The organism is Streptomyces sp. NBC_01390 (assembly GCF_045040105.1).
Taxonomy (GTDB): domain Bacteria; phylum Actinomycetota; class Actinomycetes; order Streptomycetales; family Streptomycetaceae; genus Streptomyces.
The window spans coordinates 2,551,573-2,568,037 of sequence record NZ_CP109551.1 but is presented as its reverse complement, the minus strand read 5'-3'; the positions used below and the strand labels follow the sequence as shown (position 1 = coordinate 2,568,037).

At 67.8% G+C, this 16,465-nt stretch carries 17 protein-coding genes; 15 read left to right on the top strand and 2 right to left on the bottom strand.

What is annotated here, in order from left to right:
* The first annotated feature begins 44 nt into the window (after positions 1 to 44).
* Both OG241_RS11570 and OG241_RS11565 read left to right on the top strand, forming a co-directional pair.
* Positions 45 to 947, top strand: coding sequence for a tRNA (adenine-N1)-methyltransferase (locus tag OG241_RS11570; RefSeq protein WP_319094121.1), 903 nt, complete (start codon positions 45 to 47; stop codon positions 945 to 947).
* Positions 948 to 1,142: 195 nt separating this feature from the next.
* Positions 1,143 to 1,718 carry a hypothetical protein gene (locus OG241_RS11565; protein WP_405815143.1) on the top strand — a complete coding sequence of 192 codons (576 nt, stop codon included), beginning with the start codon at positions 1,143 to 1,145 and terminating at the stop codon, positions 1,716 to 1,718.
* Positions 1,719 to 1,794: 76 nt separating this feature from the next.
* On the opposite strand, the gene OG241_RS11560 is transcribed toward OG241_RS11565, so the two are convergent.
* Positions 1,795 to 2,100: a ferredoxin gene (locus tag OG241_RS11560; RefSeq protein ID WP_405815142.1), complete on the bottom strand. Its 306-nt coding sequence runs from the start codon at positions 2,098 to 2,100 to the stop codon at positions 1,795 to 1,797.
* Between the two features lie 253 nt (positions 2,101 to 2,353).
* On the opposite strand from OG241_RS11560, the gene arc reads away from it, so the two are divergent.
* The 6 genes from arc (at position 2,354) to prcA (ending at position 8,473) form a co-directional block, all read left to right on the top strand.
* Positions 2,354 to 4,120 (top strand): proteasome ATPase, encoded by a 1,767-nt coding sequence (gene arc / locus OG241_RS11555; RefSeq protein ID WP_405815141.1) that lies wholly within the window; start codon positions 2,354 to 2,356, stop codon positions 4,118 to 4,120.
* Positions 4,121 to 4,354: 234 nt separating this feature from the next.
* On the top strand, positions 4,355 to 5,866 hold the full coding sequence (gene dop / locus OG241_RS11550; protein ID WP_405815139.1) for a depupylase/deamidase Dop: 1,512 nt from the start codon (positions 4,355 to 4,357) through the stop codon (positions 5,864 to 5,866).
* A gap of 155 nt (positions 5,867 to 6,021) precedes the next feature.
* Entirely contained in the window at positions 6,022 to 6,237 is a 216-nt protein-coding gene (locus OG241_RS11545) for a ubiquitin-like protein Pup (RefSeq protein ID WP_161064777.1), read from the top strand.
* 9 nt (positions 6,238 to 6,246) lie between these two features.
* Positions 6,247 to 6,843, top strand: coding sequence for an endonuclease VII domain-containing protein (locus tag OG241_RS11540; RefSeq protein ID WP_405815138.1), 597 nt, complete (start codon positions 6,247 to 6,249; stop codon positions 6,841 to 6,843).
* Positions 6,795 to 7,640 carry a proteasome subunit beta gene (gene prcB / locus OG241_RS11535; protein WP_405815137.1) on the top strand — a complete coding sequence of 282 codons (846 nt, stop codon included), beginning with the start codon at positions 6,795 to 6,797 and terminating at the stop codon, positions 7,638 to 7,640. Before OG241_RS11540 ends, prcB begins: the two co-directional genes overlap by 49 nt.
* Positions 7,641 to 7,729: 89 nt before the next feature.
* A complete protein-coding gene (prcA, locus tag OG241_RS11530) occupies positions 7,730 to 8,473 on the top strand; it encodes a proteasome subunit alpha (protein ID WP_006379810.1) in 744 nt (247 codons plus the stop codon).
* 83 nt (positions 8,474 to 8,556) lie between these two features.
* On the opposite strand, the gene OG241_RS11525 is transcribed toward prcA, so the two are convergent.
* Positions 8,557 to 9,576, bottom strand: a complete 1,020-nt coding sequence (locus OG241_RS11525) for a LacI family DNA-binding transcriptional regulator (protein WP_405815135.1) — start codon at positions 9,574 to 9,576, stop codon at positions 8,557 to 8,559.
* 121 nt (positions 9,577 to 9,697) lie between these two features.
* Here OG241_RS11525 and OG241_RS11520 point away from each other — a divergent pair, with 121 nt between their 5' ends.
* The 7 genes from OG241_RS11520 (at position 9,698) to OG241_RS11490 (ending at position 16,460) form a co-directional block, all read left to right on the top strand.
* Positions 9,698 to 10,957, top strand: coding sequence for an MFS transporter (locus OG241_RS11520; RefSeq protein WP_405815134.1), 1,260 nt, complete (start codon positions 9,698 to 9,700; stop codon positions 10,955 to 10,957).
* 9 nt (positions 10,958 to 10,966) lie between these two features.
* Positions 10,967 to 12,328 carry a Pup--protein ligase gene (pafA, locus tag OG241_RS11515; RefSeq protein WP_405815133.1) on the top strand — a complete coding sequence of 454 codons (1,362 nt, stop codon included), beginning with the start codon at positions 10,967 to 10,969 and terminating at the stop codon, positions 12,326 to 12,328.
* A gap of 130 nt (positions 12,329 to 12,458) precedes the next feature.
* Positions 12,459 to 13,463: an FKBP-type peptidyl-prolyl cis-trans isomerase gene (locus OG241_RS11510; protein ID WP_405815132.1), complete on the top strand. Its 1,005-nt coding sequence runs from the start codon at positions 12,459 to 12,461 to the stop codon at positions 13,461 to 13,463.
* Between the two features lie 96 nt (positions 13,464 to 13,559).
* Complete coding sequence (locus tag OG241_RS11505) at positions 13,560 to 13,931, top strand: FKBP-type peptidyl-prolyl cis-trans isomerase (RefSeq protein WP_405815130.1); 372 nt, start codon at positions 13,560 to 13,562, stop codon at positions 13,929 to 13,931.
* A 201-nt stretch (positions 13,932 to 14,132) separates the two neighbouring features.
* Entirely contained in the window at positions 14,133 to 15,086 is a 954-nt protein-coding gene (locus OG241_RS11500; protein ID WP_405815129.1) for a helix-turn-helix transcriptional regulator, read from the top strand.
* Between the two features lie 16 nt (positions 15,087 to 15,102).
* On the top strand, positions 15,103 to 16,170 hold the full coding sequence (locus OG241_RS11495) for a helix-turn-helix transcriptional regulator (RefSeq protein WP_405815127.1): 1,068 nt from the start codon (positions 15,103 to 15,105) through the stop codon (positions 16,168 to 16,170).
* Entirely contained in the window at positions 16,167 to 16,460 is a 294-nt protein-coding gene (locus OG241_RS11490) for a hypothetical protein (RefSeq protein WP_405815126.1), read from the top strand. The genes OG241_RS11495 and OG241_RS11490 overlap by 4 nt, the downstream gene beginning before the upstream one ends.
* Positions 16,461 to 16,465 lie beyond the last annotated feature (5 nt).

Here is a 16,465-nt window from a genome sequence, read left to right as displayed (position 1 = left end):
GCCCGGTGGTCAGCGGCCCCCGACAACACCGGTACGCTCTTCACATGTCCGAACCGACCGGTGCCGCCCGCAGGCGCGGGCCCTTCAAGGTCGGGGACCAGGTTCAGCTGACCGACCCCAAGGGCCGCCACTACACGTTCACGCTCGAAGCCGGAAAGAACTTTCACACCCACAAAGGTTCCTTCCCGCACGACGAGCTGATCGGCGCACCCGAGGGCAGCGTTGTCCGTACCACCGGAAACGTCGCCTACCTCGCGCTGCGCCCCCTGCTCCCCGACTACGTCCTGTCCATGCCCCGCGGCGCCGCCGTGGTCTACCCCAAGGACGCGGGGCAGATCCTCGCCTTCGCCGACATCTTCCCCGGCGCACGCGTCGTCGAAGCGGGCGTCGGCTCCGGCTCGCTCAGCACCTTCCTGCTGCGCGCCGTCGGCGACCAGGGCATGCTGCACTCCTACGAGCGCCGCGAGGACTTCGCCGAGATCGCCCAGCAGAACGTCGAGCGCTACTTCGGCGGCCCCCACCCCGCCTGGCAGCTCACCGTCGGCGACCTCCAGGACAACCTCAGCGACACCGAGGTCGACCGCGTCGTCCTCGACATGCTCGCCCCCTGGGAATGCCTGGAGGCCGTCTCCAAGGCACTCGTCCCCGGCGGCATCGTCTGCTGCTACGTGGCGACCACCACCCAGCTCGCCCGGACCGTCGAGTCCATCCGCGAGATCGGCTGCTTCAACGAGCCGAGCGCCTGGGAGTCGATGGTCCGCAACTGGCACATCGAGGGCCTCGCCGTCCGCCCCGACCACCGCATGATCGGCCACACCGGCTTCCTGCTCACCGCCCGCCGCCTCGCCGACGGCGTCGAGCCCCCCATGCGCCGCCGCCGCCCCTCCAAGGGTTCCTACGGCGAGGACTACTCCGGTCCCAACGCCGACGGCGGCAACGGCCGCTGACCGCGACAACGCACGAACACCGTGGCCGAGTTCCCGCAGCACACCGGGAACTCGGCCACAGCACTTTCCCGTTGACGCCGCAACGGCGCCACCGCCGGCACCGAACACCACCCGCCCCGCCGTTCCCCCGCTCTGTGACGTGTGGCACTATGCGGGACACCCCACCGGCACAGCCCTCCACGGGAGACACTCCGAGTGCAGCGATCCGTCGTCCCGGAACTGGCACACACGCAGACCCGCCCCATCCACTGGCTCGCGACGGCCACTGTCCTCGCCGGCGTCGTCGCCCTCTCCCCGGCCTTCCAGCCCGGCTCCGCCACAGCGGCCCAGGCAGCCGGCCCCGCAGGACATTCCGCCGTGGGCGCGGCACCCCCCGACCCCACCGGAGTCGCCTTCCCCCTCCAGTGCGGCCCGCTGCCGGTCCTCGTGCAGGACAAGGCCACCGGAGACCTCGACGGCGACGGCAGACCCGAAACGGTCGCCTCCGTCCGCTGCGACGCCGGCTCCGGCACCCCGCCCAACGGCGTGTACGTCCTCACCCAGGCCGCCGACGCGAAGCGGCCCCGCCTCGTCGCGACCCTCGTCGACCCCAAGAGCCGCCTCACCGTCACTGACCTCACCGTCAGGGACGGCGCCGTCACGGCCACGCTCCTCGGCTACTCGTCCCTCGACGTCCCGCGCTGCTGCCCCGACGTCGACGAGCGCGCCAAGTGGCAGTGGAAGAACGGCGCGTTCCTCCGCTCGACACCCGCCGGCGCACAGAGCGCCTGAACACCCGGCACGTGAGAAACCAGACAGCGGTGAGCGGACGAATTTCAGCCAACAGTGGCACGGAGTGGTTGGACGATTACTCCGCGTCCGGTCCGAAAACCTCGACCCTGTCCGAAACTCGACGTACGTGAATACAGTCCCCCGGACACTCCTTCGCGGAGTCCACCACATCCATCAGCAACGGCAGCGGAACCGGCGTCGTCGCCCCCGGGGCCTGCAGCAACTCGTCCCCGGGACTCTTCACATACGCAAGCCCGTCAATGTCCAGTTCGAAGACCTCAGGGGCGTACTGGACACAGATCCCGTCCCCGGTGCACAGGTCCTGATCGATCCAGACCTCCAACGCCTCACCGTCGACGACGGCCTGTTCCTGCACGGTCATGTCTCCTGCCGTTTCTGTCCCGAGCAGGACAATCCGACGGCAAGTCGGCCCAGCTCTGACGGGTGTTGAACACTTCGACCCTACCTCCGGCCGCTTCCCAATCATGTTCTGTGGGTATTCCCCTGGCGTGAGGGAGAGCGCAAGGGTGAAGATCGGACACACCGCTAGAGTCTTTGTGATCTAGGGGTTTCAATCGACACCCACCCAGGTAGGGTCTGGAAGCGTCCAGCTCCCCTTGGAGGAGGTGAGGACCGTGGCAGCCCACGACGACGACATGAACCGCGGCATCCGCCCGGGACGAGGGTCCGACGACCCGTCCGGGCAGGTTGCCTACCTTGAGCAGGAGATCGCCGTCCTGCGGCGCAAGCTCGCCGACTCTCCGCGACACACGAGGATTCTCGAAGAGCGGATCGTCGAGTTGCAGACCAACCTGGCCGGCGTGTCCGCACAGAACGAGCGGCTCGCCAACACACTCCGGGAGGCCCGCGACCAGATCGTGGCCCTCAAGGAGGAGGTCGACCGGCTCGCACAGCCCCCGGCCGGCTTCGGTGTCTTTCTGGAGGCCAACGAGGACGGCACGGCCGACATCTTCACCGGAGGCCGCAAACTCCGAGTGAACGTCAGCCCCAGCGTCGAGCTCGAAGAGCTCCGACGCGGCCAGGAACTGATGCTCAACGAAGCTCTCAACGTGGTCGAGGCCATGGAATACGAGAGCGTCGGCGACATCGTCACCCTCAAGGAGATCCTTGAGGACGGCGAGCGCGCCCTGGTACAGGGGCACACCGACGAGGAACGGGTGGTACGGCTCGCCGAACCCCTCCTGGACGTCGTCATCCGCCCCGGCGACGCTCTCCTGCTCGAACCACGCTCCGGCTACGTCTACGAAGTCGTACCGAAGAGCGAGGTCGAGGAACTCGTCCTCGAAGAAGTACCCGACATCGGCTACGAGCAGATCGGCGGCCTGGGCAACCAGATCGAAATGATCCGCGACGCGGTCGAACTCCCGTACCTTCACCCCGACCTCTTCAAGGAGCACGAACTCAGGCCGCCCAAGGGCGTCCTGCTCTACGGGCCCCCAGGATGCGGAAAGACGCTCATCGCCAAGGCCGTCGCCAACTCGCTGGCCAAAAAGGTCGCCGAGGTCACCGGCCAGGCCCAGGGCAAGAGCTTCTTCCTCAACATCAAGGGTCCCGAACTCCTCAACAAGTACGTCGGCGAGACCGAGCGGCAGATCCGCCTCGTCTTCCAGCGTGCAAGGGAGAAGGCCAGCGAGGGCACCCCCGTCATCGTCTTCTTCGACGAGATGGAATCCCTCTTCCGCACCCGCGGATCCGGCGTCAGCTCGGACGTGGAGAACACCATCGTCCCCCAGCTCCTCGCCGAGATCGACGGCGTGGAAGGCCTGCAGAACGTGGTCGTGATCGGCGCCTCCAACCGTGAGGACATGATCGACCCCGCCATCCTGCGCCCCGGCCGCCTCGACGTGAAGATCAAGATCGAACGTCCGGACGCCGAATCGGCCAAGGACATCTTCCAGAAGTACCTCACCGACCGCCTCCCGCTGCACCCCGAGGACGTGGGGGAGCACGGCGGCGACAAGGGCGCCACGGTCCAGAGCATGATCCAGACAGCCGTGGAACACATGTACACGGAATCCGAGGAGAACCGCTTCCTGGAGGTCACCTACGCCAACGGTGACAAGGAAGTCCTCTACTTCAAGGACTTCAACTCCGGCGCCATGATCGAGAACATCGTGGGCCGGGCCAAGAAGATGGCGATCAAGGACTTCCTCGACCACAAGCAGAAGGGCATCCGCGTCTCCCATCTCCTCCAGGCATGCGTGGACGAGTTCAAGGAGAACGAGGACCTCCCCAACACCACCAACCCCGACGACTGGGCCCGGATCTCCGGAAAGAAGGGCGAACGGATCGTGTACATCCGTACGCTCATCACCGGCAAGCAGGGCGCGGACACCGGACGCTCCATCGACACGGTGGCCAACACCGGTCAGTACCTGTAAAAAACGGGGTGGCTGCGGGTGCCCTCACCGGGTACCCGCAGCCAACTGTTTTTCAGGCCACAGCCGGAGCGAGGCAATGACGCAAATGATCTCCCCACCAGCGCAAAGGCGTTCTAGGCTCTTTCGTACCGCCGGGTCGCGCAGTGCGGGGACGGGCACCGCACACGCACCGGAGCACCACCGGTACTTGAGCGGCGTCCCCGACCGAGGACACCGCCGGGCAAGGAGGGCCGCATGACCGTACGGCGAGTAATGGGCATCGAGACGGAGTACGGGATCTCCGTCCCCGGCCACCCGAACGCCAATGCCATGCTCACCTCGTCCCAGATCGTCAACGCCTACGCGGCGGCGATGCACCGGGCCCGCAGGGCCCGCTGGGACTTCGAGGAGGAGAACCCGCTCCGCGACGCGCGAGGCTTCGACCTCGCCCGCGAGGTCGCAGACTCCAGCCAGCTCACCGACGAGGACATCGGCCTGGCCAACGTCATCCTCACCAACGGCGCGCGGCTCTACGTCGACCACGCACACCCCGAATACAGCGCCCCCGAGGTCACCAACCCCCGCGACGCCGTCCTCTGGGACAAGGCCGGCGAACGCATCATGGCCGAAGCGGCCGAACGGGCCGCCCAGCTTCCCGGCGCCCAGCCGATCCACCTCTACAAGAACAACACCGACAACAAGGGCGCCTCCTACGGCACGCACGAGAACTACCTGATGAAGCGGGAAACCCCCTTCTCGGACATCGTGCGCCACCTCACGCCCTTCTTCGTCTCCCGCCAGGTCGTCACCGGCGCCGGCCGCGTGGGCATCGGCCAGGACGGCCACGAACACGGCTTCCAGCTCAGCCAGCGAGCGGACTACTTCGAGGTCGAGGTGGGCCTGGAGACCACTCTCAAGCGCCCGATCATCAACACCCGGGACGAGCCGCACGCGGACGCGGAGAAATACCGCCGCCTCCACGTGATCATCGGCGACGCGAACCTGTCGGAGATCTCGACGTACCTGAAGCTGGGTACGACGGCCCTGGTCCTCTCCATGATCGAGGACGGCTTCATCGCCGTCGACCTGGCCGTCGACCAGCCCGTACGCACCCTCCACCAGGTCTCCCACGACCCGACACTCAAGCGACTGGTCACGCTCCGCAGCGGGCGCAAGCTGACCGCCGTACAGCTCCAGATGGAGTACTTCGAGCTCTCGCGCAAGTACGTCGAGGAGCGGTACGGGGCCGACGCCGACGACCAGACGAAGGACGTCCTGGTCCGCTGGGAAGACACCCTGAACCGGCTGGAGAACAACCCCATGAGCCTCGCGGGCGAGCTCGACTGGGTCGCCAAGCGGGAGCTCATGGAGGGCTACCGGCGCCGGGACGACCTCGACTGGGACGCCGCCCGGCTGCACCTGGTCGACCTCCAGTACGCCGACGTACGGGCCGAGAAGGGCCTCTACAACCGCCTCGTGGCTCGTGGGCGCATCAAGCGCCTGCTGGACGAGAACGAGGTCGAGAGGGCCCGCACGAAGCCCCCGGAGGACACGCGCGCCTACTTCCGCGGACGCTGCCTGGAGCAGTACGCGGACGACGTCGCCGCGGCCTCCTGGGACTCGGTGATCTTCGATCTGCCGGGCCGGGACTCGCTCCAGCGCGTCCCAACCCTGGAGCCGCTTCGCGGAACGCGTAATCACGTGAAAGAGCTCCTGGACCGCTGCCGCACGGCAGAAGACCTGGTCAGGGTCCTGTCGGGCCACTGAGCGGGCCTTCGGGCCGGCGCGGCCGGGCGGGGTGGAAAGTGTGGCGTCCGGGAATCATCGAGGTGGTTCCCGGACGTTGTAGCAACAGCGGGGCCAATGTCGGACCCTGCTTGTAGGGTCTGATCAAGAACGTCGAACCGAGCGGGGTGAGGGTTATGGCGACCAAGGACACCGGCGGCGGACAGCAGAAGGCGACGCGCAGCACCGAGGAGGTCGAGGAGGCACCTGAGGCACAGGTGTCGGAGGACCTCAAGGAGCGCCAGGAGAAGCTGAGCGACGACGTGGACTCCGTCCTGGACGAAATCGATGATGTCCTCGAGGAGAACGCCGAGGACTTCGTACGCTCGTTCGTTCAGAAGGGTGGACAGTAGCCTACGGATGTGAACGGTGTGGAGCTGAAGCGATGCCCTCGCTGTGAGGAGCGCCTGCCCCGCGAAGCGTTCGGACGTCACCAGGGGCGGGACGACGGCTTGCAGGACTACTGCAAGCCGTGCGCTCGCGACTATGCGAAGCGGTGGGATCAGAGGAAGCGGCGCGAGCGTCGTGAACTAAAGAATCCTGCTGTGCCTTCCGGGTTCAAGCGTTGCCGCGGATGCGGCGAGGTGAAACCCCACAGCGAGTGGCATCGAAATGTGACGGCGTCGGACGGACTGTCGACGCGCTGCAAGGCATGCAAGGCCAAACAAGGGCGCGCGGACCATCTGAAGCGCAACTACGGCATGACCGAAGCCGAACGTGACGAGATGGGCGCCTCTCAAATGGGGCTCTGCGTGATCTGCCTGAAAGCTCCTGCCGTTCATGTGGATCACTGCCACAACACGGGTAGGGTCCGGGGCGTACTGTGCTTCAACTGCAATTCGGCCATCGGCAAGTTGGGAGACGATCCCGACGCTGTTCGTCGGGCTGCCGCTTACCTGGAAGGAACTCCATGGAAGCCAACACTCGTAGCACCGGGCGTCTACCGGCTGCCTTCCTGACGCCCGGGTCGTCGTCCTTCATGGACTTTCTGTCCGACCATCAGCCGGAGATGCTCCCGGGCAGGCGGCAACTGCCGCCCACCCAGGGCGCGATCGAGGCCCCGCACGGTACGACCATCGTGGCCGTCACCTTCCCGGGTGGTGTCGTCCTCGCCGGTGACCGGCGGGCGACCATGGGGAACGTCATCGCGCAGCGGGACATCGAGAAGGTGTTCCCGGCGGACGAGTACTCGGCTGTCGGGATCGCCGGCACCGCGGGTCTCGCCGTCGAGATGGTGAAGCTGTTCCAGCTGGAGCTGGAGCACTTCGAGAAGGTGGAAGGCGCGCAGCTCTCGCTCGAGGGCAAGGCGAACCGGCTGTCGACCATGATTCGTTCGAATCTCGGGATGGCGATGCAGGGGCTCGCTGTCGTGCCGTTGTTCGCCGGGTTCGACGTGGACCGCGGGAAGGGGCGCATCTTCTCGTACGACGTGACGGGCGGGCGTTCCGAGGAGCACGGTTACGCGGCGACGGGGTCGGGGTCGATCTTCGCGCGTGGTGCGATGAAGAAGCTGTACAGCCGTGATCTGAGCGAGTCGGATGCGACGACGCTGGTGATTCAGGCGTTGTACGACGCGGCGGACGACGATTCGGCGACCGGTGGTCCGGATGTCGCACGCCGGATCTACCCGATTGTCACGGTGATCACCGAGGACGGTTTCCGCAGGCTGACGGACGAGGAGTCCGCCGAGATCGCCCGTTCGATTCTTGAGCGGCGTCTGGAGCAGCCCGACGGCCCGCGTGCCGCGCTGCTCTGAGCTGTTGGAGTGCGGAGGCCGTAGTGCCTCTCGTTGTTCAGGTGGTCCAGTGACTTCGACAGATTCGACAGGAAGGGACGGTTAATCCGGTGTCGACGCCGTTCTATGTCTCACCCCAGCAGGCGATGGCCGACCGCGCGGAGTACGCCCGGAAGGGCATCGCGCGTGGTCGCAGCCTGGTTGTGCTGCAGTATGCCGATGGCATCGTGTTCGTCGGCGAGAACCCGTCCCGTGCGCTGCACAAGTTCAGCGAGATCTACGACCGGATCGGCTTCGCGGCTGCCGGTAAGTACAACGAGTACGAGAACCTGCGGATCGGCGGTGTGCGGTATGCCGATATGCGTGGGTACACGTACGACCGTGCCGATGTGACGGCTCGTGGGCTGGCCAACGTGTACGCGCAGACGTTGGGCACGATCTTCTCATCGGCGGCTGAGAAGCCGTACGAGGTGGAGCTGGTTGTCGCGGAGGTCGGTGAGACGCCCGACGGTGACCAGATCTACCGGCTTCCTCATGACGGGTCGATCGTCGATGAGCACGGTTCGGTGGCGGTCGGTGGTAACGCGGAGCAGATCAGCACGTATCTGGATCAGCGTCACCAGGACGGTATGTCCTTGGCGGAGGCGCTGAAGCTGGCGGTTCAGGCGCTGTCGCGGGATACGAACGGTACCGAGCGGGAGATTCCGGCGGAGCGGCTGGAGGTGGCGGTGCTGGACCGTACGCGGCCTCAGAAGCGGAAGTTCAAGCGGATCGTGGGTCGTCAGCTGGGGCGTCTGCTGGAGGCGGGCGGGGCGGCTACGGAGGCGGAGAGCGCCGCGGAGGAGGACGAGTAGCCGCTGTTGTTTTTTCTTGTCTTGCATGCGCACCCCGGTTGCCTCTGGCGCCGGGGTGCGGGCGTTGGTGGGGGCTCGGGGTGTCAGGTGTGGCTGCGGGGTGGGGCTGTGGAGCCTCGTACGACGAGTTGGACGGGGATGTCGCCCTGGGTGGGGGTGCGGCCGTCGAGGACGGCGAGGAGGGCTTGCATGCCGCGTTCGCCGAAGAGTTCGGCGTCGAGTCGGACGGTGGTGAGTTCGGGGTCGATGGCGGTGGCGAGGGCGAGGTCGTCGATGCCGGTGACGGAGAGGTCGTCGGGGATGCGCAGGCCGAGGCGGCGGATGGCCTTGTAGGCGCCGGTGGCGAGTTTGTCGTCGTCGCAGACGAGGGCGGTGGGGTGCGGGCCGGGGCCGGCGAGGGCGGCCGTGGTGGCCCGCTGGGCGCCTTCGATGGTGATGGGGGCGTGGATGGTGCGCAGGCCGGTTCCGGGGACGGTGGCGAGGCGTGTGGCGAGTTCGTGGGCGCGTACGGCGAAGGTCCAGGAGGGGATGTCGGCGGCGAGGTGGAGGAAGTGGCGGTGACCGAGGGTGAGGAGGTGGTCGGCGACCTGGCGGACGCCGTCGGCGATGTCGAGGTTGACGGTGGCGGCGCCGAGGCTGCCGTGGGGGTCGCTGTCGAGCATGACGAGGGGGAGTTGGTCGCCGCGGATGGCGGTGAGGGCGTCGGCGGCCATGGAGGAGGCGAGGACGCCGTCGAGGGCGGCCTGGGCGGAGTGGAAGGGGTCCCGGGCCGGGCCGATGCCTTCGGGGGAGGGGTAGAGGACGACTCCGAAGCCGTGTTCGGCGGCGATGCGGGCGGCTCCGGTGTAGACGCCGGCGAAGAACTCGGTGGTGAGGACGGGGACGACGAGGAGGACGGTGCGGGTGTGGCCGAGGCGTAGGTTGCGGGCGGCGAGGTTGGGGCGGTAGCCGAGGTCGCGGGCGGCGGTGCGTACGCGTTCGGCGGTGGTCTCGGAGACGCGGCCTCGCCATTTGTCGCCGAGGACGAGTGAGACGGCGGCCTGGGAGACACCGGCGGCCCGGGCGACGTCGCGGCTGGTGGGTCGGGTGCTGCCTCGTGCCACCGGGGCCTGCTCCTTCGTCGGGGATCCTTCGTGTGGACGTGCGGACTGGGCACATGGTACGTATGACGGGCGACGTTATACGTACAACTTCCGGCGTCGCGGGTGAGGGGAAGGGCTGGTCATGGCGGCGGGATACCTGGAGATCCTCAGGGCGCGGCATGCGGTGCGGCTGCTCGTGGGCACCCTGGTGGGGCGGCTGCCGAACGCCACGGCGGCGATCGCGATCGTGCTGTTCGTCCGGGCCGGGGGAGGCACCTACAGCCTTGCCGGCGGGCTCGCGGCGGCGTACGGCGTGGCGAACGCGGTGGGGCAGCCGCTGCTGGGGCGGCTGGTCGACCTGTACGGGCAGCCGCGGGTCCAGTTGTCGGCCGCGTTCGTATCGGCCTGCGGTATGGGGGCGTTCGCGTTCGCGGGCACCGAGCCTCTCCCGCTCGCGTATGTCACCGTTGTGGTCGCCGGGCTTTTCACGCCTCCATTGGAGGGTGGTCTGCGGGCGCTGTGGCCCTCTGTCCTCCGTAAGGAGGACCAGGTGCACACGGCGTACGCGATGGACGCGGTGGCGCAGGAAGTCATGTTCACCGTGGGGCCGTTGCTGGTGACGCTGTGCGCGTCGCTGTGGTCGGCGCAGGCCGCGTTGCTGGTGCTGAACGTGATCGGGGTCCTGGGGGCCCTGTCCGTCGTGCTGTCGCCGCCTTCGCGGGAGTGGCGTTCGGCGCCGCGTGAGGCGCACTGGCTGGGCGCGCTGCGGTCGCCCGGGCTGCTGGTGATGCTGGGGGCGTTCCTGTTCGTGGGGATCGCGATGGGGTCCATCACGGTCGCGTCGGTGTCGTACGCGGACGACCACGGCGGGGACGCGGTGTACGGCTGGCTGATGGCGGCCGTCGGACTGGGCGCGCTGCTGGGCGGGACGGTGTACGGGGCGCGGCAGTGGAGTGCGCCGGCGGAGCGCCGGCTGACGGTGCTGGTGGGGTTGCTGGCGGTGTGTTACCTGCCGTTGACGCTGATGCCGGGTGCGGTCGCCATGACGTTGCTCATGGTGCTGGCGGGTGTGTTCCTGGCGCCGGCTCTCGCGTGTGTGTTCGTGCTGGTGGACCGGCACGCTCCGAGGGGGACGGTCACCGAGGCTTTCTCCTGGCTTGTGACGACGTTCACCGTGGGTGCGTCGTTGGGAACGGGCCTTGCGGGGCCGGTCGTCGAGTGGGGCGGAACGCTGTGGGGGTTCGTCGTGCCGGGGGGCGCCGGGGCCGTGTCGTTGCTGGTTCTGCTGGTCACCGGGCGGGTGCTGGCGGCTCCCGTGGAGGGCTCGGTTGTTGCGGTCTCATCGGAAAATGATCCGAACCGTGCTGCCGGAACCCGTTTCAGCTCGGGTGATCGGGCGTAATGTTCAGTCATGGACCGCCGCATTTTCGGGCTGGAGAACGAGTACGGCGTCACGTGTACGTTCAGGGGACAGCGGCGTCTGTCTCCCGACGAGGTGGCTCGGTACCTCTTCCGCCGTGTCGTGTCATGGGGCCGTAGCAGCAATGTCTTTCTGCGAAACGGCGCACGCCTCTATCTTGACGTGGGATCACATCCGGAATACGCGACACCGGAATGTGACAACGTGACGGAACTCGTCACCCACGACAAGGCCGGCGAGCGCATTCTCGAAGGACTCCTGGTGGACGCCGAACGACGCCTGCACGAGGAAGGAATCGCGGGCGACGTCTACCTCTTCAAGAACAACACGGACTCGGCGGGCAACTCGTACGGTTGCCACGAGAACTATCTGGTGGCGCGGCACGGGGAGTTCTCCCGGCTCGCTGACATCCTCATTCCGTTCCTGGTCACCCGCCAGCTTCTGTGCGGTGCGGGCAAGGTGCTGCAGACGCCGCGCGGTGCCGTGTACTGCGTGAGTCAGCGGGCGGAGCACATCTGGGAGGGCGTCTCGTCGGCGACGACCAGGTCCCGGCCGATCATCAACACGCGTGACGAACCGCACGCGGACGCCGAGCGTTATCGTCGGCTGCATGTCATCGTCGGCGACTCGAACATGTCCGAGACCACGATGCTTCTGAAGGTCGGTGCCACCGACCTCGTGCTGCGCATGATCGAGGCGGGCACGGTGATGCGGGACCTGACTCTGGAGAACCCGATCCGGGCGATCCGCGAGGTCAGCCACGACATCACGGGCCGCCGCAAGGTGCGGCTGGCCAGCGGCCGGGAGGCCTCGGCGCTGGATGTGCAGCGCGAGTACTACGAGAAGGCCGTGGACTTCGTCGAGCGGCGGGGTATCCGTACGGGCACGGTCGCGCAGGTGCTGGAGCTGTGGGGCCGGGTGCTCGACTCCATCGAGGCCGAGGATCTGGACCGGATCGGCACCGAGATCGACTGGGTGATGAAGTACCAGCTCATCGAGCGGTACCGGGCCAAGCACAACATGACGATGTCGCATCCGCGCGTCGCTCAGATAGACCTCGCCTATCACGACATTCACCGCAGGCGGGGTCTTTACTACCTGTTGGAGAGGAAGAACCAGGCCGCCCGGATCTGCAACGACATGAAGATCTTCGAGGGCAAGTCGGTTCCGCCGCAGACCACTCGGGCACGGTTGCGCGGTGACTTCATCCGGCGGGCGCAGGAACAGCGCCGTGATTTCACGGTCGACTGGGTGCATCTGAAGCTCAACGACCAGGCGCAGCGCACAGTGTTGTGCAAGGACCCGTTCCGGAGTGTCGACGAACGGGTGGAGAAGCTGATCGCCGGTATGTGAGATTTGCGGCCGGATGTCATTCCGGAACGCAACACGGGCGCCGTACGTTTTCCGTACGGCGCCCTTCGCACGCCGTAGAGTTGCGCGCACCCCAGCAACACAAGATCGACACCGATACGAGGCTTTCACCGTGCGCCGACGCTCAGTTCTCCTTGCCGTACCTGCCGGACTTGTCACGCTCGCCGGATGCGGTGACGACAAGTCCGACGAGAGCAAGGCCAGTGACAGCAGCCCGTCCCCTTCGGCGTCGGGTTCGTCGACGGCCCCGGCGCCGAAGATCGTGGACGGTCCGCTGCCGGCGATCACGGCGGGGGCGAAGTTCGACGAGAAGCCAACCGTGGCCAAGGGCAGCGGTGAGCCGTCGAAGGACCTCGCGGTGAAGACCCTCATCGCCGGCAACGGCAAGACGGTCGTGGAGAACGACTACGTCGTGGCGAACTACCTGGGCCAGATCTGGGATTCGGGGAAGGTCTTCGACAACTCGTACGACCGGGGGACCGCGCTCGTCATCCAGCTCGCGCAGGGCGGCATCATCGACGGCTGGCGGTACGCGCTGACGGGCCGGAAGGCCGGCAGCCGGGTCGAGATGGCCATCCCGCCGACCTGGGGCTACGGCACCAAGGGCAACTCGCAGGCCGGTATCAAGGGCACCGACACGCTGGTGTTCGTCGTGGACGTCAAGGACACGTTCAACGCGAAGAGCTCGGCGAAGGGCAAGGTCGTGGCCCAGGACGACAAGGCGCTGCCCAAGGTCGGTACGAACACCGACGGTGCGGCTCCCTCGATCGAGGTCCCGAAGTCGGCCGCGCCGACGAAGCTCGTGGCGAACTACGTCATCGAGGGTGACGGCGAGGTGGTCAAGGAGACCGAGTCGGTCCTCGTGCAGTACAAGGGCGTGCTGTGGGACACGGGCAAGGAGTTCGACTCGTCGTACAAGAACGGGCAGCTGGTGTCGTTCGGGTTGTCGCAGGTCGTCAAGGGCTGGGCGCAGGGGCTGGCCGGGAAGAAGGTCGGCAGCCGCGTGATGATCTCCATTCCGCCGGCCCTGGGCTACGGCGACAACCCGCCGCAGGGCAGCGGTATCTCGAAGGACTCCGTACTGGTGTTCTCCGTGGACATCCTCGCGAAGATGTGACCCCTCGGGGAGGTCGGCCCGGCGCGGGCGGCACCGCGCCGGGGATGAAAGACTGTGCGTGTTGCCTTTGTTCATTCACCAGCAGGAGCCAGAGACGTGAGCATCGAGAAGCCCGAGATCGACTTCCCCGAGGGCGAGCCGCCGGCGGACCTTCAGATCAAGGACATCTGGGAGGGCGACGGCGCCGAAGCGGTGGCGGGTAAGAACGTCACCGTCCACTACGTGGGAGTTTCCTTCAGCACGGGCGAGGAGTTCGACGCCAGCTGGAACCGGGGCAGCGCGTTCTCGTTCCCGCTGGGCGGCGGCCGGGTCATCAAGGGCTGGGACCTCGGTGTGCAGGGCATGAAGGTCGGTGGGCGGCGTGAGCTGACCATCCCGGCCCACCTTGCCTACGGTGACCGGAGCCCCACGCCGGCGATCAAGCCGGGCGAGACGCTGATCTTCGTGGTGGACCTGATCGCGGTCTGACCGTCCGATCCGATCGTCGTACGACGATCGAATGGGATCGGGATCAGGTCGGATCGTCGTACGAATCAGGTACGGGGTCCGACCGAAGCCGATCATCCAGGGTCCATGCCTGTCCGGGCATGGACCCTCGGCTTTTGCCGCGCCACTTCGGAGCGGTACGGTCATCCGTCGTAAGCACCATAGGGAAGACGAAGGGCGTCGATGGCCATTGCCAAGGCCGAGCGGCTGATGAACCTGGCGCTGTGTCTGCTCGGGACGCGCCGGCCGCTGAGCAAGCGCGAGCTGCGTGACTCCATCGAGGCCTATCTCGAAGCGGGCAGCGACGACTCCTTCAACCGGATGTTCGAACGGGACAAGGACGATCTGCGCGAACTCGGGCTGGTCATCGAGACGGTGGAGAACCTCGACGGTGAGGTCGGCTACCGCGCCGGCCGTGACAGCAACCGGCTGCCGCCCATCACCCTCGACGCCGAGGAGGCCGCCGCCCTGGGGCTGGCCGCGAAGGTCTGGCAGCAGGCCCGCCTCGCCGGTGCGGCCAGTGGCGCGCTGCAGAAGCTGCGCGCGGCCGGTCTGCCCGAGGACGTCGACCCCTACGAGCCCCACGGCGCCCTGGAACCGCGTATTCCGGTGCATGAGGCCGCGTTCGAGCCGCTGATGCTGGCCTGCCGGGACCGTCGCCCGGTCGTCTTCGACTACCGCAAGGCCACCGCCGCCCGCCCGGAGCCCCGTCAGGTGGAGCCGTGGGCGCTGGAGTGCTGGCGCGGTCACTGGTACCTGGCCGGCTGGGACCGCGACCGGGGCGCCGAACGGGTGTTCCGGCTGTCACGGATCACCGGCAAGGTCCGCAGCCGGAGCGCGAAGTTCACCGCGGAGGTGCCCGACGTCGTCACCGTCCGCGAGACCGTCGCCAGCTGGGCGGGGGAGAGCGCCGACCGTTCCGCGCTGATCAGGCTGCGGACGGGTGCCGGCTACCCCCTTCGGGCGAAAGCGTCCCGCGTGCGGGAACTCGGCGACGGCTGGGACGAGTTGGAGATTCCGTACGGGCACGGGCTGGACGCCTGGCTGGTGGAGTTCGGGCCGGACGTGGTGGTCCTCGAGCCGGCCGAGCTGCGTGCCGACGTGGTGGACCGGCTGCGCGCCGTGGCCAAGGGCTGAGGGGGAGCACAAGCAAGTGGCAGGCAAACCGGCCAGGCCAGTGAACGCCATCGACCAGACACGGCGCATGCTGTCTCTGGTGACATATCTGCGCGAGCGGCCCGGCGCGCGCGTCGGCGACGTGGCCCGCGCGTTCGGGATCACCGAGGACGAGCTGGTCTCGGACCTGGACGTGCTGCCCATGTGCGGCACCAGCTTCCGCGGTGGCGACCTGCTCGACATCGACACCGACGGCGAACGGATCTGGTGGCACAACCCGGCGGCCCTCGGGGAGGAGGCCGCTGAACCGCTCAGGCTGGCCGCCGACGAGGCGACCGCTCTTCTGGTGGCCGCCCGCGCGGTGTCCACCCTGCCCGGGCTGCGCGAGGGCGACCGGCAGGCACTCCTGCGGGCCACCGCCAAGGTGGAGACGGCGGCCGGCGAGGCCGCCGGGGCCAGCACCCGGCTGTCGGTGACCTTCGAGTCGGAGGGCGGCGTCTTCGCGGACGTCGACCGGGCGATCTCCGAGCGCCGCCGCCTGCGGATCCGTTACTACTCGCCCGCGCGCGACGAGGTCACCGAACGGGAGATCGACCCGATCCGCCTGGTCAGTGTGGGCCACACCTATGTCGAGGCCTGGTGCAGGCGCTCCGAGGCGCGCCGCACTTTCCGTCTCGACCGGGTCGCCGAGATCGAGATCCTGGACGAGCCGGCCGCCCCGCCCGAGATAGAGCTGCGGGACCTGTCGGAGGGGCTCGTGCAGCCCGCCGCCGAGGACCCCGAGGTAGTCGTCGAGGTCGGGCCCGGCGGGCGCTGGGTCGCCGAGTACTACCCGCACGACAGCGCCGATGAGCTTCCCGACGGCGGGCTGCGTATCACTCTGCGTACCCCCGATCCGGCGTCACTGCGGCGCCTGGGGCTGAGGCTCGGCCGCGACGGGCGCATCGTCTCGCCGCAGGATCTCGCGGACAGCGCCCGGGAGGCCGCCCAGGAGGCGCTGGCGGCGTACGACGCCCCGCAGGCGGCCCTCGGGACGGCGACGCCGGGATCCGGGGCGCACGGAGTTCAGGACGGGCTGTACGACAGACGGGAGCAGGAGCGTTGAGCGAGTCTGCGATGTCAGATGTGCGGGACATGACCGTGGCTTCAGCCTTCGCCGGAATGAAGAGAGTGGCCCCCGTCGTGTTCCGCGCCGCCTGTCCGGACTGCCGTGGCAACTTCGAGCTCACCGCGGGCTCCCTGCGCCTGGCCATCGGCGCCACCAGCCGCACCACCTTCTACTCCTTCACCTGCCCCGACTGCGACGTGACCGTGCGCAAACCGGCTGGCGAGCGGGTCGTCGAGCTGCTCACCGGGGGCGGGGTCAAGACGCTGCGGCTGGCCACGCCGTCCTGAGGCCC

What these genes read in the sequence shown, in the direction of transcription:
- pafA (WP_405815133.1), top strand. Translation starts at nt 10,967, where the DNA reads ATGGACCGCCGCATTTTCGGGCTGGAGAACGAGTACGGCGTCACGTGT.
- prcB (WP_405815137.1), top strand. Translation starts at nt 6,795, where the DNA reads ATGGAAGCCAACACTCGTAGCACCGGGCGTCTACCGGCTGCCTTCCTG.
- OG241_RS11500 (WP_405815129.1), top strand. Translation starts at nt 14,133, where the DNA reads ATGGCCATTGCCAAGGCCGAGCGGCTGATGAACCTGGCGCTGTGTCTG.
- dop (WP_405815139.1), top strand. Translation starts at nt 4,355, where the DNA reads ATGACCGTACGGCGAGTAATGGGCATCGAGACGGAGTACGGGATCTCC.
- OG241_RS11570 (WP_319094121.1), top strand. Translation starts at nt 45, where the DNA reads ATGTCCGAACCGACCGGTGCCGCCCGCAGGCGCGGGCCCTTCAAGGTC.
- OG241_RS11545 (WP_161064777.1), top strand. Translation starts at nt 6,022, where the DNA reads ATGGCGACCAAGGACACCGGCGGCGGACAGCAGAAGGCGACGCGCAGC.
- OG241_RS11520 (WP_405815134.1), top strand. Translation starts at nt 9,698, where the DNA reads ATGGCGGCGGGATACCTGGAGATCCTCAGGGCGCGGCATGCGGTGCGG.
- OG241_RS11560 (WP_405815142.1), bottom strand. Translation starts at nt 2,100, where the DNA reads ATGACCGTGCAGGAACAGGCCGTCGTCGACGGTGAGGCGTTGGAGGTC.